Raw genomic sequence first — 23,225 nt, forward strand, 5'->3', positions numbered from 1 at the left:
AATCAGCCGGCGGCGTCGATGCGGGCCATCTCGGCCTTGAACGCAGTCGCGATCTGGCCCGCGTCGCGCAGGATCTTCTTGCGCTCCAGGCTCTCGACGTTGCGCCCGCGCATGATCCAGCGGCCGCCGACCATCACATCCTGCACGTCGACCGGCATCGCGGAGAACACCAGCGTGGCGTAGATGTCGTAGACCGGCTGCATGCGCGGCGCCGACACGTCGATACGGATGAGATCCGCCTGCTTGCCGGGCTCCAGCGAGCCGATGCGGCTGTCAAGGCCGAGCACCTGCGCGCCTTCGAGCGTCGCCATGCGGATCACCTGGGCCGCCGGCATGGGCTTGCGGCTATGCCCGAGCAGCTTCTGGAACATGGAGACCGGGCCGAATTGGCTGAACAGGTCGAGAGTGTTGCCGCTCATCGGCCCGTCGGTGGCAATACCGACCTTGATGCCCGCCGCGCGCATGGCCTCGATGGGCGCGATTCCGCGCCCCGCCTTCGCGTTCGAGCGCGCGTTGTGGGCGACGCGCACATCGGCCTTCGCCATGCGCTCGATCTCGAACGGGTCGATGTGCAGGCAATGGGCTGCTATCAGGCCGGGGATCAGGAGGCCCGCCTTCTCGACCACGGCCACGGGCCGCAAGCCATAGTTTTTGCGGCACCATTCCATCTCGCTGTCCATCTCCGCGAGATGGAGCTGTACCGGCACGCCGGGATGCGCCTCGGCCCAGCGGGCGACGCGGGCCATCACATCGACATCGGTCGAATAAGGCGCATGGGGAGCGATGGAGGGAACGATCCGCTCGTGTCCCGAGAACTCGGCGACGAGTTCCTCGACCAGCGCGAAACCCTCGTCGATCTTCTTGTGATCCGGGGGATCGAAGGTCGCCAGCGTCTGGCCGACGACGCCGCGCAAGCCCGCCTGATCCAAAGCCCGCCCGACCTCGGTCTCGTAATAATACATGTCGGCGACGGTGGTGACGCCGGCCTCGATGGATTCGAGCGCGCCGAGGAGCGTGCCCACGCGCACCATCTCCGGCGTCACGAACTTGCGCTCCATAGGCAGCACATAGCGGAACAGCCGGTCGTCCACATCCTCGCCGAGGCCGCGGAACAGGGTCATCGCCAGATGGGCATGGGGATTGACCATGCCCGGCATGACCACGTCGCCGCCCGCATCGACGATCTCGGCCTCGTCCACCTGCGGCGGCTCGCCGGCGCCGAGCGCCCGGATCGTGCCCCCCTCGATGTGGATCCACCCGCCCTCGACGACGCTCATCGCCTCGTCGATGGGCAGCAGGCAGGCGTTCGTGATCAGGATCGACGCCATCAGCGGACTTCCTCGGCCGCAAGGATCGTGCATTGTTCGGGCACGGGCACGAGCTTCACGTTCGTGCCGGCCTCGAGCGGGTTCGTCAGGTTGCCGTTGGCGACCACGTGGCCGGCAGGCGTCTCGCATTGATACTGGTAGGCGCGGCCGAGATAGGTCCGCAGGCCGAGCTGTGCCGGGAGCCCTTCGGCGGCCGGATCGGTCGATACCACAAGGCCGTCCGGCCGTGTCGCCAGCAGGAACGTATCCGGTATGGTGCCGAACGCAGCTTGCGACAGCCGCAGCCGCATTCCCGCCGTCTCGGCGGTGACGACATCGCCGTCGCGGGCGACCACTTTGAGCGGGATGATGTTCTCGAAGCCGACAAAGCGGGCCACAAAAGTGTTGGCAGGGCGCCGGTAGAGCACCTCCGGCCGGTCGAACTGCATCAGCCGCCCCGTATTCATGATCGCGACGCGGTCGGAGATCGAGAAGGCCTCCTCCTGGTCGTGCGTGACATAGACCGAGGTGGTGCCGTTGGCGCGCTGGAGCTGGCGGATCTCGACCCGCATGTCGACCCGCAGCTTGGCGTCGAGATTGGAGAGCGGCTCGTCGAACATCAGCAGCGGCGGCTCGATCACGAGGGCCCGGGCGAGAGCGACGCGCTGCTTCTGACCGCCCGAGAGCGCGCCGGGCGCCCGATCCGCCAGGGCGGCGAGGCCGACGCGCTCCAGCATCGCCATGGCCCGCCTGCGGCGCTCGTCCGTGCCGATGCCGCGCTGCTTGAGGCCGAAAGCGACGTTGTCGAGGACGGAGAGATGCGGGAACAGGGCGTAGTTCTGGAACACGAGCCCGATATCGCGCTTGTGGGTCGGCAGCCGCGTCAGGTCGCGCCCGCCGAGCGCGATCGATCCGGCAGTCGGCGAGAGGAAGCCGGCGATCAGGCGCAAGGTGGTGGTCTTGCCGCAGCCGCTGGCTCCGAGAAGCGAGACGAGCTCACCGGCCTGGACCGAGAGCGAGAGGTCTTCGAGAACCTTGGTCGTCCCGTAATGGGCGGAGACGGCGTTGATGTCGAGTGGCTGTGTCACGGAAAGCTACTTCGCAAGAAAGGTGAGGCCGAGGGTTCGCTCCACGATGGCCATCACGGCCACGGTCAGGAACATCAGCAGCACGGAGACGGAAGCGACGGTCGGATCGAAGAACTGCTCCACATGGGCGAGGATCTGGATCGGCAGGGTGCTGATGCCAGGACCCGTGAGGAAGAGCGAGACCGACACGTCGTTGAGCGAGGTGATGAAGGCAAGAATGAAGGCCGCGATCACCCCTGCCCGCACATTCGGCAGCACGATGGTGAAGAAGGTCTTCGCCGGGGCGCTGCCTAAGCTGATCGCCGCCTCCTCGATGGAGAAGTCGAAGGAGGCGAGGCTCGCGCTGATCACGCGCACCACGTAAGGCAGCACGATCAGCGTGTGACCGATGAGAAGGGACAGGAAGATCGGCGCGCCGGTCCCGACCGTCAGCGACTTCAGCAGGGCGAAGCCGAACACGATCTCGGGCACGAGGATCGGCAGCACGAACAGCGTCCCGAGCCATTTCGGCAGCTCGATCCGGAAGCGGTTGAGCGCATAGGCTGCCGGAATGCCGATCAGCAGCGCGATCAGCGTTCCGAGAAGAGCGATCTGCAGGCTCGTCACGATGGTGCGGCGGAAGGCGCTGATCTCGAAGATGTTCTGGAACCAGCGCAGGGAAAGCCCCTGTGGCGGGAAGGTCAGGTAGGTGGTGTCGCTCAAGGCTGCGCCGACGACGATGACGAGGGGCAGCATGAGGAACAGATAGACCAGCGCCGCGATGCCGATGAGGATGGGATGAGGTCTGTCGGACATCACGTGGCCATGGGGTTGATGCGGCGGGCGATATGGCTCATCGCGAGAACGATGGAGATCGTGATCACCGTCATGATGGTCGCGATCGTCGAGGCGCCGACCCAGTCGAAGGACACCATGGCGCGCTGCTGAAGCAGGGTCGCGAGCACGGTCTGGCGCTCGCCGCCGAGGAGCTGCGGCGTCGCATAGGCCGTGAAGCTGCCGGTGAAGACGAGCACCGCGCCGACGATGAGGCCAGGCACGGCTAGCGGCAGCAGCACCTGCCAGAACGTCGCCACCGGGGACGCCCCGAGCGACGAGGAGGCCTGCAGCACGTCCTTGGGGATGTTCTCCAGCACGCCGACGAGGGAGAGCACCATCAGCGGCACGAAGAGATAGACCATGCCGACGATGACGGCCCCTTGCGTGTAGAGCATCTCGAGGGGCTCGTTGACGATGCCGAGCGACAGCAGGGTCTGGTTGAGAATGCCGTTGCGGCCCAGGATGATGAGCCAGGCGAAGGCGCGGACCACGACGCCGGTCAAAAGCGGAAACACCGCCGCCACGATGAGCAGGCTCTTCAGCTTTCCGGGCGCACGCGAGACCACGTAGGCGGTCATGAAGCCGAAGATCAGGGAGATGATCGTCGTGAACGCCGAGATCTGCAGCGTCCGGAACAGGACGGTCGTGCGGAAGCCACTGTTGAAATAGGCGATATACGGAGCGAAGGCCCCGCGCGGATCCATGAAGGTTCCCGCGATCACGGCCGCGATGGGCACGATCAGGAAGCCGATCACGGCGAGTGTGGCGGGCGCCGACAGCGCCCACCCGGTTGCGCCGTTCCGGCGCCAGAAACGTCTCGATGTCATGATGGCTGGATTACTTCCCGAAGACTTCGCTCCAGGCGTCGAGCCAGTCGTTCTTGGCCGCATTGAGCTTCTCGTAGTCGAGGCGCCTGAGCGACGCGATCATCTTCGGGCCGTAGGTCCAGCGGGAAGCCTGCTCGGGCGTCAGCTGCACCGCCGTCGCGACCGGAGCATCCACGCCGCGCTCGGCCAGGGTCTGCTGGATCTTCGGATCGAGGATGAAATTGATGAACTGATGCGCCAGCTCGGGATTGGCCGCACCCTTGGCGATGTTCACCGTGTTGAGGGTGGCGTAGTCGCCCTCCTTCAGCTCGGCCCAGCGCACCGTCGGGACGGCGGCCTGGATCTGAGCCAGGGTGAAGTCCTGCGCCATGGCGACGGAGACCTCGCCGGTCGAGAACAGATTCACGAGCTCGGAACCGGTGTTGTAGTTCTTCACTACGTTAGGCTTGAGCTGCTCGAGGGCCTTGAAGGCGGCCTTCTCGTCCTTGTACGGGTCGACGCCCGCCTTGCTGGCGGCAACCAGAACCGTCATCGGGCCGGCGGTGGTGGTGATGCCCGGGAGCGAAACGCGACGCTTGAGATCCTCGCGCCACAGATCGTTCCAGGAGGTGATCGGGGACGACACCTTGGCGCTGTCGTAGATGATGCCGACACGGCCGATAGTGTACGCAGGGCCGAACTTGCCCTGCGGCTCCCTGGCGAGCTCGTAGATGCCGTTGATGTTCGGGATCTTGGCGCGGTCGACGGGCTGGAACAGGCCCTCCTGAATGCCGATCTGGGAATAGCTGTCGGTCAGGTAGACCACATCCACGCCGCTGCCGCCGCGGATCTTGATCTTGTTCAGGCGGTCAGCGTTGTTGCCGGTCTCGAAGACCAGTTCGCAGCCGCATTGGGCGCGGAACGGCTTGAGGATGATCTCTTCGAGCTTGTCGCCGTTGAAGCCCCACCAGGAGATCGTGAGGGTCTTGTTCTGGGCCATGGCCGGAGCCGCGGACAGAGCCGCCAGAACAAAGGCCATGCTCGCTATCGGTTTGTGCCAACGCCCTACCATCTCAAGGTCTCCCAGGTTTCAATGTTTCACAGCCAAAGGGTATGGTGCCGATACCCTTCTCGAAGGCGGCGCGCGCCCTATGGACACCACGCATTAACACAACCGTGGCCTTGGGAAAGCCCTGCTCCGCAAGGACAGCGCCCACCTTACAGCCATTTTGCCCAAAAAACTTGCAATTCGAAGACGGCTATACGGCGGCCCAGCCGCCGGCTGCCGTCCGCCTCAGGCGCGGGGTCCGGAGCACGCCCACGACGCGATCCGACCATCGGCCGTCGAGCGCAGCGAGCGGCTCGCGCCAGGCATCCGTCTGCAGCATCGCCGCGCCGATGGCGACGGGCCTGACTCCGCAGGATTCCAGAAGTTTCAGGGCCGCAACGATGGACCGTCCGCTGCTGATCACGTCGTCCACGAGCAGGACCCGCCTGTTTTCGATCAGAGGCAGCATGCGCGGGTCGAGATAGAGCCGCTTGACCTGCTCCGGGCTGGTGATCGAGGTCATCGGAACGGAAAGTTCCTCGCGATACCAGAACTTGCGCGAGGTTCCGAGCGGGACATAGCGGCTGTGACCGAGCTTCTTCGCCGTCCCGCTCGCGAGCGTGAGCCCGAGGGTCGGAAGCCCGATCACCACCTCCGGGTCGAAGGAGCGAACCTTGTCGGCAAGCGCGCCGCAGAGCGCATCCTCGACGGCGAAACCGGCCTGATTGATGATGAGTGATGCCAGCGCATGCTCGCCGTCCGCCAGTTCGCGGATCGGCAGCCGGAGCTGGCGCCCATCCTCGAACGCGGCCGGATAGAAGCCGCGGTGCCCCTCGGCCGGATCGCTGGCGAAGGTCGCGGGCGGGTGGATCTCCTGCCAGAAATCATGCGGCTGCATCGCTCGTTTCTTTCCCCTGCTGCGCCCGAGGTGATTGTGGCGCAATCGTCGTCGCGCTATCGAACGGGCTGCAATTGCCCCAGGACGACAGCACGATGCCCCATCAGGACCTCATCCAGGCCGACCTATCATTCCTGCGCGGCCTCCGCCAAGACCTGCATGCCCATCCGGAGCTCGGGTTCGAAGAGGAACGGACGAGCGGCATCGTCGCCACTCTGCTGGAAGAGGCCGGTCTTCGCGTCCATCGGGGCCTGGGCAAGACGGGTGTCGTCGGCACATTGCAGGTCGGCAGCGGCACGCGGACCATCGGCCTTCGCGCCGACATGGATGCTCTCGCCATGCCGGAACAGGCGGAGCGCCCCTACAAGTCGAAATTTTCCGGCAAGATGCATGCCTGCGGCCATGACGGGCACACGACCCTGCTGCTTGGCGCGGCCCGGCATCTCGCCCGCACCAAAAACTTCTCCGGTACGGTGCATTTCATCTTCCAGCCGGCGGAGGAAGGCCGGGGCGGCGCGCAGAGGATGGTGGAGGACGGGCTGTTCGACCTCTTTCCCAGCGATGCGGTCTACGGTCTGCACAACATGCCGGGGCTCGCCATCGACGAGATGGCGGTGACATTGGGCCCGCAGCTCGCCTCGTCGGACACGTGGCATGTGACCTTCAAGGGCATCGGCACCCACGGCGCCAAGCCGCATCTCGGCAAGGACCCGATCACCGCGAGCGGGCACTTCCTCTCCGCCCTGCAGAGCATCGTCGGCCGTGTGGTCAATCCGCTGCAGCCGGCGGTGGTCAGCGCCTGCTCCGTGCAGGCGGGCGACCCGCGGGCGCTCAACGTCATTCCGGATATCGTGGAGATCGGCGGAACGGCGCGGGCCTATTCCGCCGAGGTGCGCAACCAGTTGGAGACGGAGATCGAGCGGCTCGCGCGTGGCGTCGCGGCCATGTTCGGGATCGAGGCGTCTTACGAGTTCCGCCGGCGCATTCCGCCGGTCATCAACCAAGCGGATGCGACCGCCCGCGCGCTGAAGGCGGCGCAGGCCGTGTGCGGAAAGAAGATCGTGACCGATTTCGAGCCCTCGACGGCGGGCGACGATTTCGCCTTCTTCGGTGAGGCGGCGCCGGGTGCCTATGTCTGGCTCGGGAACGGCCCCGCCGTCGACGGCGCGCTCCATCACAACACGGCCTACGACTTCAACGACGAGGCGATCCCGACCGGCGTCGCCTTCTGGGTCGCGCTGGTGGAGCAGGAGCTGGCCGCATAAGGCTGGATCAAAGTGACTCCTGTTGAGCCCTCATCCTGAGGGCCGCCGTAGGCGGTGTCTCGAAGGATCAGGGCGTTTCCAGTGCGCGCTGGATCCTCCTTCGAGACGCAGCTTCGCTGCTCCTCAGGATGAGGTCAGAGGTTGATCGATCTGCTTCTGAAGTTACCGCCCCCTGACACGATATGACTCGGTCTCGACCACTTCAGCCTCGTCCCGGCCGCGTCGGTTCTTCTTCTGCCGTTGCGGCTTCGCGCTTCGCTCACGCCTCGACTTCTCGTCCGGCTTCCGGCGATGCGAGACCGAGGTCGCGACCAGCTTTTCCTCGATCTTCGCGTTGAGGCTCGCCCGCAACGCGACGACCTCTTCCACCTCCTCGAACACCTGTGGGTAGCGCTGCGCAAGCCAGAGCCATGAGGTCGCGATCTTCACGCGCGCTTCGAGCTTCAAAAGATCGGTGTTCACGTTGAAATCGGGAGCCTGGACTTGCCCGAAGCGCGCGTGCTGCCGCGCCCAGTCGAGGAGTAGTTCGACGGCGAGCTTCTCGCGCCCGTCGACCGGCGCCATCGCATAGGACAGGCGGTCGAGGATCGGCAGATCGACCGTGTCGAGCAGCGTCGCAAGCTCGATCATCTCGTCCATGTCGGCCATGCGCAGATCCGGATGGCCGGCGACGAGCGTGTCGTACAGGTGCCGGAGCACGCGGCCAAGGCGGTCGGTCTGCAGCACCTCGCTCGCCGAAAGCACCGTCTCCTGGTTCGGCCGGACATAGGCCTTGCCGCGCAACTTGGCGGCATCGCCGTTGAGCGCATTGCGAATCACGGTTTCGACCGGGGCATAGGCGCCGACCTCCTGCAGGGCCGTCACCAGTCCCTCGTCGTGATGGCCGAAGCGCCCTGCCCGGCCGGCGATCTGCTTGATCTCCATGGCGCTGAGCTGGCGGTCGCGGATGCCGTCGTACTTGCGCAGGGTCGAGAACACGACGCGCCGCAGCGGCCCGATGTTGAGGCCCATGCCGATCGCGTCGGTGGCGACCAGGATCTCCGCCTCGCCGTTGCGAAAGCGTGCGGCCTCGGCCCGGCGCACCTCGGGGCCAAGCGCGCCATAAACGGTCGCGACGGTGCGACCCGCCTGCACGAGGCGCATGCGCAGGTCGTGGACATCGCGGCGGGTGAAGGCCACAACCGCGTCGCCGCGGATCAGCTTGTTGAGATTGGCGGGAACGCCCTCGACGCGCAGCCTGCCCTTGCGCTTGAGGATCTTCACCTCCAGGGGCTCTCCGGTCATGGCGAGCAGATGCTCGACGAGCGGGATCGCCTCCGGTGCGCCCGTGAGCACCACGAGGCGGGCGGGAGCGCCGATCATGGCCTGGGTCCAAGCCCAGCCGCGGCTCGGATCGCCCAGCATCTGGACCTCGTCGATGACGCAGACATCGACGACCCGGTGCAGATCCAGCGTCTCGATGGTGCGGGCGATATGGGTCGCGCCTTCGGGCAGCACGCGCTCCTCGCCGGTGATCATGCCCGCGGCAAGACCGTCCTCGCTCATGCGCTCGTAATGCTCGAGCGCCAGCAGGCGCAGGGGCGAGAGCATCTCGGCGGTCTCCGCCTCGCGGGCGAGCTTCAACGCCTCGTAGGTCTTGCCCGAATTGGTCGGCCCCGCGAGGAATAGGAAGCGGCGGTTCAGGGAGCGGGCGACGGGGAAGATTGCCGCGTAGCGCTCATAGCCGGAAGCCTCGCGGATCTGCGCCTCGCGCAGGTGGCGCAGGCGTCTCGCAGCGGCCTTGGAACGATACTCGTCGAGCTTCTGACGCAGCTTGCGCCCGGCCGCGGCCGGTCCACCCTTGTCGGAGGCATGGATGCGGTCGAGCTTGTCGAGGGCGGCACGGATGCCGCCGAGAACCGCCTGGCGTTCGTCCGCATCCTCATACGCGTCGAGATAGGTCGCGAGCTCGTCGCGCCAGCCCACCAGTTCCTGCTCGCAGGCCTCGAAGGTGGCGTCCTGCAGATCTATGAGCCTCGCTTCGAGCACCTCTGAGGCGGAAGCAAGCTCAGGATGTCCCACACGCGCCGGCGACAGCGCGATGGCTGCGACCTCCGGCGGCTCGGCAAAGGCGAATTCGATGGCGATGTCGATGGGCGCGCTGTCCGGCAGGATCTGCATCGGCTTGCCGAACACCGCCCGATAGCCGGCGAACACGCGCTCAGGCTTCCAGCGCCCGCTCTCGATTTTGCGAATGTCCTCAGCGACGTAGATTCCTGTGTTTCGGCGGACCGGCGCGAGGATGCTCTGACGGCGCCGGTGGGCGGCCTCGTCGAGAGGCTGGTCCCCGCCGTCCTTTCGCGGCCGGGAAGCCTGAGCCTCCGAGATCCCGCCCTCCCCGGCCCGCCAGACCGGAATTTGCGATGCCAACTCCGCCACGACGTCCGGGTCGAACATCGGCGCATCGAACTTGCGCCCGCGCTTCTGGAAGGTCCTGCGCTCGGCTACCGGGATCAGCCCGGCCTCGACCCAGCGCTCGCACTCCGCCTCGCTGGCGAGCAGGATGCCCGGCAGGTGGTTGAGGGTGACGAGGTTTTTCGACTTTTTAGGCATTTAGACTTTCATCGGCCGGGGCGGGCTTTCCCGCCGCTCCGGCTCCGTTCGTACAGGCCCCCTGCCGTCCCGGCTTCATGCCAGGTTGAACGCAGAAAGGGCAAAGATGTTTGCGGGTGACGATGCTCGCTGCCGCCGGACGCTGCCCCGAGGGGCGCGGATCAAGACTTAACGCATTGAGCTGTCGGCTCTTTCTCCTCCTATGTGTTGACGGCGGAGCGCAAAATCAAGCTAGCAAGCGCGTCAGGCTTTTCCCTCGCCGGTCAGCGTCTTCCTGAGAAAGGACAGGCCCAGGGCTGTGAGAAAGGCCGCCTGTTCCTTGTTGGCCGTGCCATGGCCGCCGTCATCCGGCTCGTAGAAGAAGACCGTCTGCTTCAGGGCCTCTAACCTCGCCGCCATCTTGCGGGCATGGCCCGGATGGACCCTGTCGTCCCGCCGCGAGGTGACCAGGAGCACGGGCGGGTAGCTTTGCCCCTCTTCCAGGTTCTGGTAGGCCGAAAAACCCGCCATATAGGCCCAGTCCTCGGGCCTGTCGGGATCGCCATATTCGGCCACCCAGCTCGGCCCGGCCAGCAGACGCGTGTAGCGGCGCATGTCGAGGAGAGGCACCGCGCACCAGATCGCCCCGAAGAGATCGGGATAGCGGGTCAGCATGTTGCCGACGAGGAGGCCGCCGTTCGAGCCGCCATAGGCCGCAAGCTGCGCCGGCGTGGTGACGCGGCGCTCCGCAAGGTCGCGGGCGACGGCGGCGAAATCGTCATGCGACAGGCGCTTGCCCTCCCGCATGCCCGCCTTGTGCCACGCGGCTCCGAATTCGCCGCCGCCGCGGATATTGGCCACCACCCAGACATTGCCCCGCTCCAGCCACGTCTTGCCGATGCCGCCGAGATAGCCCGGCGTCATCGAGACGGAAAACCCGCCATAGCCGTAGAGCACCGTCGGACGCGGACCGGCCTGATCCTTCGGCCCGATCCGGTAATACGGAATGCGCTCGCCATCGACGGAAACGGCCTCGTGCCGCGTCACCTCGATGCCCGAGGCATCGAAGGCGGCAGGGCTTTCCTTGAGAACCTCGATCCGCATGTCCTCCGTCACCAGCGCGAGGCTCGTCGGCTCGATGAAGCTCGAGATCGAGAGGAGAAACTCGTCCGTGCGCTCTAGCTGGCTCGCATCGAGCGACATGGCGTAGACGGCAGCGGTTTCGGGCAATCCCTCCAAGCGTTCCAGGTTCCAGGACGCTCCCGGGGTCGCGAGCCAGACTTGGCTCGCCAGATTGTCCAGCACGCTCAGCACGAGCCGGGACTTCGTCCACCAGAACCCGGAAAGGACACGCCGCGGGCCGGGCTCGAACAGCGTTTCGAAGCTGCGATCGCCGGCAAGGAAGCACGAGAAGCCGATCGCGAGCAGGGCATCGGCCCTGTAGGTGCGCTCCGGCAGGGTCCAGTCGCTCTTCAGCTTGACGACGAGCCAGTCCTTCTCCACGTCGAAATGGCAATCGAGCGGCAGGTCGATGCGAACCGGGTCACCGTTCTCCTGCGCCAGATAGCTGATCCCTTCCTCGAAGGTGATCTGCCGGCGGTAGAAGGTGCGCTCGTAGCCGGGCTCCAGGTCGACGGAGGCCGAGATGTAGATGTCGCCGGTCTCGCCTTCGAAGAGCAGCGGCGCCGTCATGAAATCCGAGCCCCGACGCCAGAGGCGTACGGTGCGCGGATAGCCAGACGCCGTGGCGGCGTTCTCGCCGAGCGTCGTCGAGACGAGCAGGCGGTCCCGGTCGAGCCAGGTCGCGCCGCCCTTGGCCTCGGGCAAGGCAAAGCCATCGCCGACGAAACGCTTCTCGACGAGGTCGAATTCCCGCACCACGACAGCATCCGCCCCGCCGCGCGACAGGCTCACGAGCCCATAGCGCTGCTCGGGCTGAAGTGTGCCGCAGCCCTTCCAGACCCAATCCTCACCCTCGGCCTGAGCCAGCGCATCGATATCGAGCACCGTTTCCCAGGACGGCTCCGCCTTGCGGTACTCGTCCATCGAGGTGCGGCGCCACAGGCCGCGCACATGGGCGGCATCCTGCCAGAAATTGTAGAGCTGGCCGCGCCGCCGCGTGATGAAGGGAATGTTGTCGGGCCGGGTCGAGATTTCGTACAGCGTCTTCTTGTCCGCCTCGAAGGCGTCATCGCACAGGGCGGCCCTGGTCATCTCGTTATGGGCTCTCACCCAGCCGAGCGCCTCCTTCTCCTCGACATCCTCGAGCCAGAGATAGGGATCGGGTTGCTCGGGCATCCGTTCGGCCATGGCATCGTTCCGTTCAGTTTCGTGATTGCGGGCGGGCGAGAATCGGTGACAGGGATTATCGGTCATGCCAGCCCGACGGCAACACTTGACCTCGAACCCAACGGATCGCCATCCGTTGAAAGGGAACCGCCTTAAAGACGAAGCATGAAAGGGCTATGATGGATCCGTTCGTTTCCGCGCTCGAAGAACTGGCAGAGGCCCTCCTTGCGGGAGAGGAACCGGAACAGGTTCTGTCGGACATCGCCGAGGAGAACAGCCTTCCCATCCAGGCTCTGCGCAACCGGGCGCTGCGCGCATTCGGTCCGCTCGAAACCTACAAGCTGCGGCAGGCGGAGTTGAAGAAGGAGCGCGAGCAGACGGCCAGGCGCCGCGATCCCGTCTTCGCAGGCGCATCCTTTCTGGCGGCGGTCGCAAGCCTCAACCCCAGGCTGAGCGCCGACGAGAGGCGGGCCGAGATCGAAAGGCTTGCCGCAGAGTACGATGTCGACCCTGCAGCGCACAAAGAGGCGATCAATCGGCTGCGCCCGCGCTGAGACGCGGCCAAGCTGCCCTATCCTGACCAAAGTAGCGAGATAACTCACACGCATCGTTGAAGGCGGTCCAGAACACCGTGCACGTTAGAATGCAAACGGAGGACGCTATGGCAGTTCATGTCAAATACCCGCTTGGTCACCGCGTACCGAATGCGGATGGTTTCTATTCTTCGGACATTCTTCCCCTGCTCCAGAATATTCTCGCCGAGCTGGCCGATCTCGATTTCGCCCATGAGAAGAACCTCAACCGCATCAGGCAAAGCGCGGCCGACGACGCGGAGAAGAGCGCAATGATCGTGAGACTCCGGCGGCAGCATCGCGACATGCGGGAGCCGTTCGTTCACGAATTGACGACCCTGCGCGAACGCATCGACACGATTTTCCGATAAGCCGCTGGGGTCGGGCTTCTCACGTCGTGCACCCGACTCTCAGCTCTTCAGCGCCTCGAGATCATCCGCATTGTCGATGTCTCGAACGATGGCCGCATTATCAAGCGGCCATTCGACCGCGCCGGGATGATGGCGCAGGATGCTGCCCGCGCCGGCATCGCCCTGCAAGGTCAGGATCGCGTCTCCGAGGTTTCGTGACAGCACGACCGGATTCCCGCGCCGTCCCTCGAAGATCGGGATCAGGGCCATGGGTCTGCCATGCTGCTCCCATGCCGCTATGAGGTCATCGATCAGCTCGGCGGCGATCAGCGGCATGTCACCGAGAAGAACGATGGCCGCCTGCGCCTCGGCCGGCAGCGCTGCGAACCCCGCCTTCAGCGACGTCGACAGACCGTCGGAGGAAGCTTCGTTGCGGACGAACCGGACCGGAAGGTCCTTGACGGCCGCTTCGATCTCGCCTGCCCGATGACCCGTGACGACGATGACCGGATCGGCCGAGGACACGGCAGCCGCTTCGACGACATACCTGACGAGCGGCTTTCCCTCGAACGGCGCCAAAAGCTTCGGCTCCGGTCCGAACCGGCTGCCCTGTCCAGCCGCGAGGACGATGGCGGCGATCTCGCTCATGCGGAAGCGCCTTCCCGCTCCCGCTTCCGGTCCTTCCGGATCGTGGCGACGATCTCGGCGAGGATCGAGACCGCGATTTCAGCCGGCGAGATCGCGCCGATATTGATACCGATCGGGGCGTGCAGACGGGCGAGTTCCGCCTCCCCGAAGCCGGCGGCGCGCAGCCGTTCCGTCCGCTGCGCATGCGACTTCCGCGAGCCGAGAGCGCCGATGTAGAAGCATTCCGATTGCAGCGCCGCGGTCAGCGCACGGTCATCGATCTTCGGGTCGTGCGTGAGGGCCAAAAGCGCCGTATGCCGGTCGATCCCGATGCGCGGCAGGGCCTCGTCGGGCCATTCGTGCAGCAACGGAACACCCGGGAAACGGTCCGGCGTGGCGAAGGCGCCGCGCGGATCGATGATCGTCACGTCGAGATCGAGCCCGGCCGCCATCGGCGCCAACGCCTGGCTGACATGGACCGCTCCGACCACGAGCAGCCTGATGGGCGGAACGTGCACGTCGAGGAAGAACTGTCTCTCGCCCTCCCCGATCAGGCCGCTCTTGCGCAGGCCGAGATGCTCTTGCAGGCTGCTCCTCAAAGGATCGTGACCGACCTCCGCCTCCCTGACGAGACGCTGCATGCCCGATGCGATGTCGGTCACGACAACAACTGCCCGGCGGGAGGCGCGCTCTTCGTTGAGGGCGGCGAGAAGATCCAGATTCATGGAGGCGCTTTCACGATCGTCGGCGGGTCCGGGGCCTGGCCCTAATTCACCCGCTCGACATAGATCCGAATCCGCCCGCCGCAGGTGAGGCCGACCTGCCAGGCCGTCTCGTCGGCGACCCCGAATTCCAGCATCCGCGGTTGTCCGCTCCCGATTACGTCGATCGCCTCCGTGATGACCGCGCCCTCGACGCAGCCGCCCGAGACGGAGCCCAGGAAATTGGCCCCGTCGTCGACCACGAGATGGCTGCCCACCGGGCGCGGGGCAGAACCCCAGGTTTCCATGACGGTCGCGATGGCGACGCCCCTGCCGGCGCGCTTCCAGGCTTCGGCCTGCTTCAGAATCTCGGCGTCGGATGTGATCATGACAGGGACTATCCGAGAAGCTTGTCGAGGGTGATCGGGTATTCGCGGATGCGTTTGCCCGTCGCGTGATAGATCGCATTGCCGATGGCCGCCGCCGTTCCGACGATGCCGATCTCGCCCACGCCCTTGATGCCCATCGGGTTGAGCTTGTCCTCGTGCTCGGACACGAAAATCACGTCGATATCATAGATATCGGCGTTCACCGGCACGTGGTACTCCCCGAAATTGTGGTTCATGAAGCGCCCGAGATTGTGGTCGAGCATGGATTCCTCCTCGAGAGCCATGCCGATCCCGAACACCACGCCGCCCATGATCTGGCTGCGCGCCGTCTTGGGGTTGAGAATGGTCCCGGCGGCGACCGCGTTCACGATACGCGTCACGCGGACGATCCCAAGCTCCTCGTCCACCCTCACCTCCGCGAAGATGGCCGAATGCGTGTAGCCGGCATAGCGCGCGGCGTCCATGAGGCTCGGTCCCGACTTCCCATCCGCCTCGACCTGCTCGACGCCTCCGGCCTGCATGGCGGCAGCGAAGGTGACGCGGGCGCTCGCATCGTTGGTCAGGTGGATCTCTCCATCGGCGAACGTGGCCTGCTCGAAGCTGGCGTTGGCAAGCGGCGAGGCATCCATCTGCCGGGCGAGTTTGAACAATTGCTCCCGCAGCGACTGACAGGCCGTCTGCACGGCCGTTCCGGCGGAGGCCGCCGTCCAGGAGCCGCCCTCGACCGGGGATCGCGGCAGACTCGAGTCGCCGATCTTCGTCGTCACGTCCTCCATGCGAAGGCCCGTCGTCTCTGCGGCGATCTGCGTGAGGATCGTGTAGGTGCCGGTGCCGATATCGGCGGTGGCGCAGGAGACCTCCAATCGGCCGTCCCGGGTCAGGACCGCGCGGGCGGCAGTCTTTGCCATCATCGCCTCCCATACGCCGGTCGCCATGCCCCAGCCGACGAGCTCGCGGCCCTCGCGCATGGAGCGCGGTTCGGGATTGCGCCTGCTCCAGCCGAAGCGCTCCGCGCCGAGCTGATAGCAGGCCCGGAGTTCCTTGCTGCTGAAGCTCTTCTTGTCCGGCTCATCCGTCTCCGTGTAGTTCTTCAGCCGCAGCGCGATGGGATCGATGCCGGCGGCATAGGCCAGCTCGTCCATGGCGGTCTCGAGCGCCGTGACGCCCGTGGCGGCGCCGGGAGCCCGCATGTCGCACGGCGTGTAGGTGTCGACCTGCGCAAGCTGGTAGGTCAGCTTGACGTTGTCGCAATGGTAGAGAAGGTTCGACCAGTTGACGATGGACTCCTGGTAATCCTCGAACGTCGAGGTCACCTGCACGGCATCGTGGATGATGGATTGAAGCGTCCCGTCCGGATTGGCGCCGAGGGAAATCGTCTGGATCGCCTGCGGCCTGTAGCCCAACGTGAACATCTGATCGCGGGTCAGCACCACCCGCACCGAGCGCTTCAGCTCGAGAGCCGCGAGGACGGCGAGGAAGAGCTGATATTGCGGACGCAGGCCGACGCCGAACGCGCCGCCCACGAAGGGCGAGATCACGCGGACCTGATCCTTCGACAGGCCGAAGACGTTCGACACATAGCCTTGGCTGTTCTGAGCGCCCTGCGTCTTGTCATGGATGGTCAGCGTCCCGTCCTGCTCGTAGACGACGGTCGAGGCAAAAGGCTCCATGGGGTTGTGGTGCTCGATGGCGATGCGATATTCGCCTTGCACTTTCACCGGTGCCTGCGCGTAAGCGCCCTCGGGGTCGCCGGTCGGGCTCGGCGGCGGGTTGACGCCCGAACGCTTTTTCGGCGGCAAATAAGCCTCGCGGCGGCTGATGTCGAGATCCGTCATGTGGGTCTCGACCGTGTAGGCGACCTCTACGAGAGATGCGGCATAGGCGGCGATCTCGAACGCTTCGGCCACGACCAACGCGACCGGCTGCCCGCTATACTTGACCTCGGCGTCGTAGAGCGGCCGGAACGGCGAGCCGGGAGGCGCGACCTCGTCGCGGAAGCTGCGGTCGAGCAACGCCGTCCGCGGACGATTCTCGTGCGTGAACACGTTCAGAACGCCCGGCACGGCGAGCGCCGCCGATGCATCGATGGACGCGATGCGGCCCTTGGCGATGCTGCTCGAGATGACGATCCCGTAGGTGAGATCCGGCGTATCGAATTCCGCGGCGTATTTCGCCTGTCCGGTGACCTTCGCGCGTCCGTCGACCCGGTTCTGAGGGGTGCCGATGAGGCCCTTTGTGTGTTGCATGGGCATGGTCTTCACTGGATCCGCTTGTCGGTCTGCGACTGGGGCTTGCCATCTGCCGCCTGGGAGAGGGCCCTCACGATCGTGCGTCTCGCGAGATCGATCTTGAACGCATTGTCCTCGTAACCCTTGGCGCCATCGAGGACCCGGTCGGCGACGGCGCCGAAGAGATCGGCGGAAGCCGTCTTTCCGCGGAGCATCGCCTCGGCTTCCGGAATGCGCCAGGGCTTATGGGCGACCCCGCCGAGCGCAAGCCGCGCATCGGTGACGGTTTCTCCGTCCAGGCGCAAGGCGGCTGCGACCGAGACCAGCGCGAAGGCATAGGAGAGGCGGTCGCGCACCTTCAGGTAGGTGTAGTTCCGGCTGAAATCCTGCGCCGGGAGCTCGACTGCCGTGATGATCTCCCCATGCTGCAGGGTGTTGTCGATCTCCGGCCGGTCGCCCGGCAGGCGATGGAACTCGGCAATTGGAATGGTTCGCTCCCCGTTCGGCCCCGCCACATGCACGATGGCCTCCAAGGCCGCCATGGCGACTGCCATGTCCGACGGGTGGGTGGCGATGCAATGCTCGCTCGTGCCGAGGATCGCATGGATGCGGTTGCGTCCGAAGGCTGCGGGGCAGCCCGAGCCGGGCTCGCGCTTGTTGCAGGGCGTGCCGGTGTCGTAAAAGTAGTAGCAGCGGGTGCGCTGCAGCAGGTTGCCGCCCGTGGTGGCCGCGTTGCGCAGCTGCGGTGAGGCGCCCGCACGGATCGCGCTCGAAAGCAGCGGATACCGGTCCTGAATGCGGGAATCGTAGGCCACTTCGTCGTTGGTCACGAGAGCGCCGATCTTGAGCCCACCGCCATCGGTCTCCTCGATCCCGTTCAGCGGGAGGTGGGTGATGTCGATGAGACGGTCCGGCCGCTCGACATTGTACTTCATCAGGTCGATGAGGTTGGTGCCGCCGGCGATGAAGCGGGCCGTCGGATCGCCCGCGACCTCGCGAACGGCCTCTTCCACGCTTGCCGCGCGCAGATACGAAAATCGGTTCATCGCCCGGCCTCCCCCTTCGACCCGAGAACCTGCTCGACGGCGTCCACGATGTTGGTATAGGCGCCGCAGCGGCAGAGATTGCCGCTCATCAGCTCGCGGATCTCATCCCGCGACGTCGCCCTGCCCTCCTGGATCAGGGCGACGCCGGAGCAGATCTGTCCCGGGGTGCAATAGCCGCACTGGAAGACGTCATGGTCGATGAATGCCTGCTGCAGCGGATGGAGCATTCCGCCGGAGGCAAGGCCCTCGATCGTGGTGACCGACGCCCCATCCTTCATGACAGTGAAGGACATGCAGGAATTGATGCGCTTGCCGTCGACGATGACCGTGCAGGCTCCGCACTGCCCGTGATCGCAGCCCTTCTTCGTGCCGGTGAGCCCAAGATGGTCGCGCAGGAAATCGAGCAGCACGGTCCAGGGTAAAACGTCCGCCTGACGGCGCTCGCCGTTGACGGTGATGGCCACGGAAACTTTCTCAGGCAGAGCCGCGCTCGTCTGGCTTGCACTCACTGCGAGTCTCCCCTGATATGAAAGGTAACAAGATCTCGCCGGATCGCTCGAACCGGGGCAAAGGTGGCCATCTGGGCGATACGCGACGGCGAACGTTTTTTAACGATTCAAATCTGTCGAGGTTCCTGGCGACGGCTCAAGCCATGATTGCGTGCGGTGCGGCAGATGTCGCGCCGGTGAGGCGAGTCAATCAGGCGATTTCCTTCAAAGGACCCGTCTCTCGACCGGTTTCCCCCTTGTCCTTGCGGATGACGCTGATCGAGCCGTCGCCTTCGATGAAGGCCTTCTTCACCTCGGAGCAATGCTCGATCCCCTGCTGGCGAAGCTGGCTGTTCAGCTCCTCCGTCGTGATCATCTCCTTCTGCATGTTGCGCAGCAGCATCTTTCCGTCCTCGATCAACGGCAGCGGCGGCGGACGGGTCAGGCGCTGGAAGGTGGGGAATCGGTAGCCGAGCCAGTCGATAGCGAAGTTCCAGAACACGATGGTGAGAACCAGGATCGCCCCCTCCGTGATCGACTTGTACTCGTTCGCCATGGCATTCTGGGCCGCGTCGGCGATCAGGACGATCACCAGCAGGTCCGCCACGCCGATCACGCCGGTCTGCCGCTTGAGAAGGAACCGGAGGATCAGGAACAGCATGATGTAAGTGCAGGTGCCCCGCACGATGACCTCGAGGATCGAGTTGGTCGGTATGAAAATCTGCTGCCAGTCGATCATCGTCGAACCTCATGCTGCCTGCGTCTAAGCGCAGGCCGGAAGGATGAAGGCGGGGATGCCCTGCCACAGGATCACGATCAGGGAGAAGCCATTGATGAGGACACCTGTCTGGATCATGAATCGGTCCGCGGGGGAGGTCTGCCGTGCCTCCGTCCATCGGTATTCCCACAGCGACCATGCGAACGCGGCCCCAGTGCCGGCGAGCGCCGCGAGGGTCGCGATCAGGATGCTCGCCTGAACGATGCCCAGGCCGAGAAGCGTCGCATTCGCCCATTCCCGGCCGCACAGGGTCGACGTCGCGCCGTAGACGAGCGTGAACTGCAGGGCCCAGGCGATGAGGCCGGCGAGCATCAGAAGGACCTGCCCTGTCCGGAGCGCCGTCATCGTCAGGCGCCTCCGGTCAGGCGCGGGAAGCCGTGAACCACCGCGATGCCGACGAGCCCCTGGCCGACCGTGTAGTACCAGAAGAGCATGGTGTTATCGAAGGTCGTCCGGCGCACGCTGTCGAGCTTGCCGGTGAGCCAGCGGGCGATCGTATAGAGGCCCATGATCAGCGTCGTGAGCACGAAGAAGATCTGGTACGACACGATGGCGTAGACGGCGGAGGCATAGGCATGGGCCGAGGGGCTCAAACCCGCCCGCCACTGCGCCGCGAGATCGGCGGCGGACGCCGCCGACACCAGCACGAGGGCAACGCCCATGAGAACCGGCACGGAGCGCGGGCTGTGGCGATCCTCCCCCCGCAGCCTGCCGCCTGCGCGGGCGATCAGGGCAGCGCTCGCGACATAGAGCGCCGCGGCGGTGGCGGGCCAGACCCAGTGCGGAAGCGTGAAGCCCTGGAGAGGCCAGGCGCTCGGGTTGACCAGCCACAGGAAGAGGTAGGAGAAGATCATGCAGGTGAAGACCATGCCTGAGACCACCATGAGGACGATCATCGCCCACCAGGAATGGTTCATCGGTCCCGCGACATAGACAGGCAGCACGATCCCGCCGCCGATATCGGCGGGCGGGCGGGTCGGACCGGGATCGGTTTCCCACAGCCACCAGATGACGCAGCCGATGGCGAGCACGCCGCAGACGACCGAGGGGATCACCAGTTTCACGGTGAGAAGCAGGAAGAAGGCGGCCGTGAAGACCGCCGCCAGAAGCGGCTGCCATCCGGCTCCCGGGATCTGCAGGATGTATTGCGGGCGCGCGTCGAACGGGCTCGTCACCAGCGCCTCGCGCCCGCCCGTCGCCGTGCCGGGAAGGTAATAGCGCCCCTCCTCCACATCCTTCGAAAGGTTCGGCTGATCCCATAACGGCTCGCGGCTGACGACGGCCGGTATGCTGCGGGTCGCGTATTGCCCGTTCGGCAGCCATTCGAGCGTTCCCGCATTCCAGACATTGCCCGCATTGTCCTCGCTCGCGAACCGGAACTTGCGGGCGAGATCGTAGAGGAAGATCGCCACACCGGCGGCGATCATGAACGAGCCGATGGTGGAGACGAGGTTGAGTGCGTCCCACCCCATGCCGACCGGATAGGTGTAGACCCGCCGCGGCATGCCGATGAGGCCGGTGATGTGCATCGGCAGAAAGGTCACGTTGACCCCGAGGAACATGAGCCCGAACACCCAGCGCCCGAGGCGCTCCGACAGGGCGTGCTTGCTCGCCACCGGGATCCAGTAATAGAAGGCCGCGAAGAGCGGGAACACCATGCCGCCGATGAGCACGTAGTGGAGATGCGCCACCACGAAGTAGCTGTCATGCGCCTGCCAGTCGAAGGGCGCCATGGCGACCATCACGCCGGTGAGGCCGCCCAGCGTGAAGATGAACAGGAAGCCGATGACGAAAAGCGACGGCGTGGTGAGCTTCATCCGACCCGATGCGATGGTAGCGATCCAGGCGAAGACCTGGATGCCGCTCGGCACCGCCACCGCCGTGCTCGCCGCAGAGAAGAAGCTCAGGGACATCTTCGGCAGGCCCGTCGCGAACATGTGGTGGACCCACAGGCCGAAGGACAGAAAGCCCGTGGCGATCAGTGCGAGCACGACCAGCCGGTAGCCGACGAGCGGCGTCTGCGCCATGGCGGGCACGATCATCGAGACCATGCCGGTCGCCGGCAGGAAGATGATGTAGACCTCCGGGTGGCCGAAGAACCAGAACAGGTGCTGCCACAGCAGCGGATCCCCGCCCCTCTCGGCGATGAAGAACGGCCAGTCGAAGGCGCGCTCCATCTCGAGCAGCAGCGTGCCGAGAATGATCGCCGGAAAGCCGATGACGATCATGACCGCGAAGACCAGCATGGCCCAGGAATAGACCGGAAGCTTGTCGAGGCTCATCCCGACGGCGCGGGTCTTCATCACGCCGACGATGATCTCGATGGCCCCCGCGATGGCCGAGATCTCGATGAAGCCGATGCCGAGGAGCCACCAGTCGGCGTTGTCGGCGGGCGAGTATTTGGTGCTCGTGAGAGGCGGATACATGAACCAGCCGCCGTTGGGGGCAAGGCCGAAGAAGATCGTGCCGAAGAACACGAGTCCGCCGACGAAATAGGCCCAGAAGGCATAGGCCGAGAGGCGCGGAAACGGCAGGTCGCGCGCAGCCTGCATGTTCGGCAGAAGGTAGACGCTCGCCGCCTCCACCGCAGGCACGGCGAAGAGGAACATCATCACCGTGCCGTGCATGGTGAAGAGCTGGTTGTAGAGATCGTGGCCGACGAGGTCGCTTTCCGGCACCGCCAGCTGGGCGCGCATGATCAGCGCCAGGATCCCGGCCAGAATGAAGAACAGGAAGGCCGTGCCCACATACCACAGGCCGACATAGGTGTTGTTGACGTCGGTGATGAAGCTGATGCCGCGCGGCGACTTCCAGGCCCGCTTGAGCGCCTCGAGTTCGCCCGCCGGACGCGGCAGGGCATTCGGCAGCTCGGGCTCCCGGCGCTCGAAGGCTTCGGGGCGCTCGGGTGCGTTCATTTCAGGCTCTCCAGATAGCCGGCGAGAGCTCTCAGATCCTCGCCCGTGAACGACCCGTAAGAGGGCATGCGCACGCCCGGCTTGATGTGCTGCGTGTTGGCGATCCAGCCCGCGAGCGTGCCGATATTGTTGGGAAACTGTCCCGCGCCGATGGTGCGGCGGCTGCCCACATGGGTCAGATCCGGCCCGAAACGCCCATCGGCTTCCGTGCCGCGTACCACATGGCACGAGCCGCAGCCGCCGGCGCGGAACAGCTCACGCCCGCGCACGAGCAGTGACAGGTCCGGCTCCGGCGCCGGCTTCGCCTGGTTTTCGCGCCACGCCTCGAAGGCAGCCGGTTCGAGCGCGACCACGTCGAAGGCCATGCGCGCATGCTGATCGCCGCAGAATTCGGCGCAGACGCCGCGATAGATGCCGGGCCGTTCGGCCGTGAAGTTGAGGCGGTTGAGCCGCCCGGGGATCATGTCGATCTTGCCGCCGAAGTTCGGAATCCAGAAGCTGTGGATCACGTCCGCCGCCGTCACGGACAGGGCAATGGGACTGCCGACCGGCACGACGATCTCGTTCGCGGTGGAGAATGCGGGACGCCCGCCCTCGCCCAGGTAGCGCACCCGCCACCAATATTGCTCGCCGATCACCTCGATGGGGAGCGCACCCGCCTTCGGCACGTCGGTGTCGCGCATGACGATGAGCCCATAGGGCAACAGCATCGACAGGACGATAATCGGAAAGGCCAATCCGCCCAAGACGATGGTGTTACGGCCGCCGAGCCAGGCCCGGCGTTCGGGCGGCGCGAAGATGGCGTAGATCAGCAGTCCGGTGACGGCGAAAAAGATCAGGGTCGCGCCCACCGTCATGATCACGGTGAGCCCGTAGATCCGCAGCGCGTCGTCGCCCGCCGGATCGAGCGCCGACTGGACGCCGCTGCAGCCCGCGACGGCCAGCGCGCACGAGAGCGCGCCCGAACGCCTCGCCCAGGTGCGCAGCCGCCATCGAGGGCAATGCCGGGTCGCCTCGAACTCCATCCGCCCTACATCGGTCTT

At 65.5% G+C, this 23,225-nt stretch carries 21 protein-coding genes; 3 read left to right on the plus strand and 18 right to left on the minus strand.

Annotated elements, in window-relative coordinates; genetic code table 11:
• Window positions 1-2: 2 nt before the first annotated feature.
• The 6 genes from BB934_RS00930 to BB934_RS00955 form a co-directional block, all read right to left on the minus strand.
• Window positions 3-1,328 (minus strand): amidohydrolase family protein, encoded by a 1,326-nt coding sequence (locus BB934_RS00930; protein ID WP_099507963.1) that lies wholly within the window; start codon window positions 1,326-1,328, stop codon window positions 3-5.
• Window positions 1,328-2,395 (minus strand): ABC transporter ATP-binding protein, encoded by a 1,068-nt coding sequence (locus tag BB934_RS00935; RefSeq protein WP_099507964.1) that lies wholly within the window; start codon window positions 2,393-2,395, stop codon window positions 1,328-1,330. The genes BB934_RS00930 and BB934_RS00935 overlap by 1 nt, the downstream gene beginning before the upstream one ends.
• A 6-nt stretch (window positions 2,396-2,401) precedes the next feature.
• Window positions 2,402-3,193 carry an ABC transporter permease gene (locus BB934_RS00940; protein ID WP_099507965.1) on the minus strand — a complete coding sequence of 264 codons (792 nt, stop codon included), beginning with the start codon at window positions 3,191-3,193 and terminating at the stop codon, window positions 2,402-2,404.
• On the minus strand, window positions 3,190-4,038 hold the full coding sequence (locus BB934_RS00945; RefSeq protein WP_099507966.1) for an ABC transporter permease: 849 nt from the start codon (window positions 4,036-4,038) through the stop codon (window positions 3,190-3,192). The genes BB934_RS00940 and BB934_RS00945 overlap by 4 nt, the downstream gene beginning before the upstream one ends.
• A 10-nt stretch (window positions 4,039-4,048) precedes the next feature.
• Complete coding sequence (locus tag BB934_RS00950; RefSeq protein WP_099507967.1) at window positions 4,049-5,089, minus strand: ABC transporter substrate-binding protein; 1,041 nt, start codon at window positions 5,087-5,089, stop codon at window positions 4,049-4,051.
• Window positions 5,090-5,276: 187 nt separating this feature from the next.
• Window positions 5,277-5,963 carry a phosphoribosyltransferase gene (locus BB934_RS00955; RefSeq protein ID WP_099507968.1) on the minus strand — a complete coding sequence of 229 codons (687 nt, stop codon included), beginning with the start codon at window positions 5,961-5,963 and terminating at the stop codon, window positions 5,277-5,279.
• Window positions 5,964-6,058: 95 nt separating this feature from the next.
• Between BB934_RS00955 and BB934_RS00960 the strand changes: the two genes are divergently transcribed.
• Window positions 6,059-7,228 (plus strand): M20 aminoacylase family protein, encoded by a 1,170-nt coding sequence (locus tag BB934_RS00960; protein ID WP_099512566.1) that lies wholly within the window; start codon window positions 6,059-6,061, stop codon window positions 7,226-7,228.
• Window positions 7,229-7,390: 162 nt separating this feature from the next.
• On the opposite strand, the gene BB934_RS00965 is transcribed toward BB934_RS00960, so the two are convergent.
• A complete protein-coding gene (locus BB934_RS00965) occupies window positions 7,391-9,820 on the minus strand; it encodes a helicase-related protein (RefSeq protein WP_099507969.1) in 2,430 nt (809 codons plus the stop codon).
• Window positions 9,821-10,063: 243 nt separating this feature from the next.
• Window positions 10,064-12,109: a prolyl oligopeptidase family serine peptidase gene (locus BB934_RS00970; RefSeq protein ID WP_099507970.1), complete on the minus strand. Its 2,046-nt coding sequence runs from the start codon at window positions 12,107-12,109 to the stop codon at window positions 10,064-10,066.
• A gap of 155 nt (window positions 12,110-12,264) precedes the next feature.
• Here BB934_RS00970 and BB934_RS00975 point away from each other — a divergent pair, with 155 nt between their 5' ends.
• Window positions 12,265-12,642, plus strand: a complete 378-nt coding sequence (locus tag BB934_RS00975) for a hypothetical protein (protein WP_099507971.1) — start codon at window positions 12,265-12,267, stop codon at window positions 12,640-12,642.
• A gap of 107 nt (window positions 12,643-12,749) precedes the next feature.
• Entirely contained in the window at window positions 12,750-13,031 is a 282-nt protein-coding gene (locus tag BB934_RS00980) for a hypothetical protein (RefSeq protein WP_099507972.1), read from the plus strand.
• A 39-nt stretch (window positions 13,032-13,070) separates the two neighbouring features.
• Here the strand turns inward: BB934_RS00980 and BB934_RS00985 are convergent, their stop codons facing one another.
• The 10 genes from BB934_RS00985 to coxB all read right to left on the minus strand — a co-directional run bounded on the left by BB934_RS00985 (window position 13,071) and on the right by coxB (window position 23,207).
• Window positions 13,071-13,658 (minus strand): nucleotidyltransferase family protein, encoded by a 588-nt coding sequence (locus BB934_RS00985; RefSeq protein ID WP_099507973.1) that lies wholly within the window; start codon window positions 13,656-13,658, stop codon window positions 13,071-13,073.
• Complete coding sequence (locus BB934_RS00990; protein WP_099507974.1) at window positions 13,655-14,362, minus strand: XdhC family protein; 708 nt, start codon at window positions 14,360-14,362, stop codon at window positions 13,655-13,657. The genes BB934_RS00985 and BB934_RS00990 overlap by 4 nt, the downstream gene beginning before the upstream one ends.
• 41 nt (window positions 14,363-14,403) lie before the next feature.
• Complete coding sequence (locus BB934_RS00995; protein WP_099507975.1) at window positions 14,404-14,727, minus strand: XdhC family protein; 324 nt, start codon at window positions 14,725-14,727, stop codon at window positions 14,404-14,406.
• 8 nt (window positions 14,728-14,735) lie between these two features.
• Complete coding sequence (locus BB934_RS01000) at window positions 14,736-16,973, minus strand: xanthine dehydrogenase family protein molybdopterin-binding subunit (protein ID WP_099507976.1); 2,238 nt, start codon at window positions 16,971-16,973, stop codon at window positions 14,736-14,738.
• A gap of 11 nt (window positions 16,974-16,984) precedes the next feature.
• A complete protein-coding gene (locus BB934_RS01005) occupies window positions 16,985-18,001 on the minus strand; it encodes an FAD binding domain-containing protein (protein ID WP_099507977.1) in 1,017 nt (338 codons plus the stop codon).
• Window positions 17,998-18,510, minus strand: a complete 513-nt coding sequence (locus BB934_RS01010; protein ID WP_099507978.1) for a (2Fe-2S)-binding protein — start codon at window positions 18,508-18,510, stop codon at window positions 17,998-18,000. Before BB934_RS01010 ends, BB934_RS01005 begins: the two co-directional genes overlap by 4 nt.
• A 190-nt stretch (window positions 18,511-18,700) precedes the next feature.
• Complete coding sequence (locus tag BB934_RS01015; protein WP_099507979.1) at window positions 18,701-19,228, minus strand: DUF421 domain-containing protein; 528 nt, start codon at window positions 19,226-19,228, stop codon at window positions 18,701-18,703.
• A gap of 24 nt (window positions 19,229-19,252) precedes the next feature.
• The gene (locus BB934_RS01020) at window positions 19,253-19,612 is read right to left on the minus strand and encodes a hypothetical protein (RefSeq protein ID WP_099507980.1); all 360 of its coding nucleotides are present in this window, start codon (window positions 19,610-19,612) and stop codon (window positions 19,253-19,255) included.
• A gap of 2 nt (window positions 19,613-19,614) precedes the next feature.
• Window positions 19,615-22,182, minus strand: a complete 2,568-nt coding sequence (locus tag BB934_RS01025; RefSeq protein ID WP_099507981.1) for a cbb3-type cytochrome c oxidase subunit I — start codon at window positions 22,180-22,182, stop codon at window positions 19,615-19,617.
• Window positions 22,179-23,207 (minus strand): cytochrome c oxidase subunit II, encoded by a 1,029-nt coding sequence (coxB, locus tag BB934_RS01030; RefSeq protein ID WP_173909408.1) that lies wholly within the window; start codon window positions 23,205-23,207, stop codon window positions 22,179-22,181. The genes BB934_RS01025 and coxB overlap by 4 nt, the downstream gene beginning before the upstream one ends.
• Window positions 23,208-23,225 lie beyond the last annotated feature (18 nt).

Origin of the sequence: Microvirga ossetica (assembly GCF_002741015.1) — a bacterium.
Lineage (GTDB): Bacteria > Pseudomonadota > Alphaproteobacteria > Rhizobiales > Beijerinckiaceae > Microvirga > Microvirga ossetica.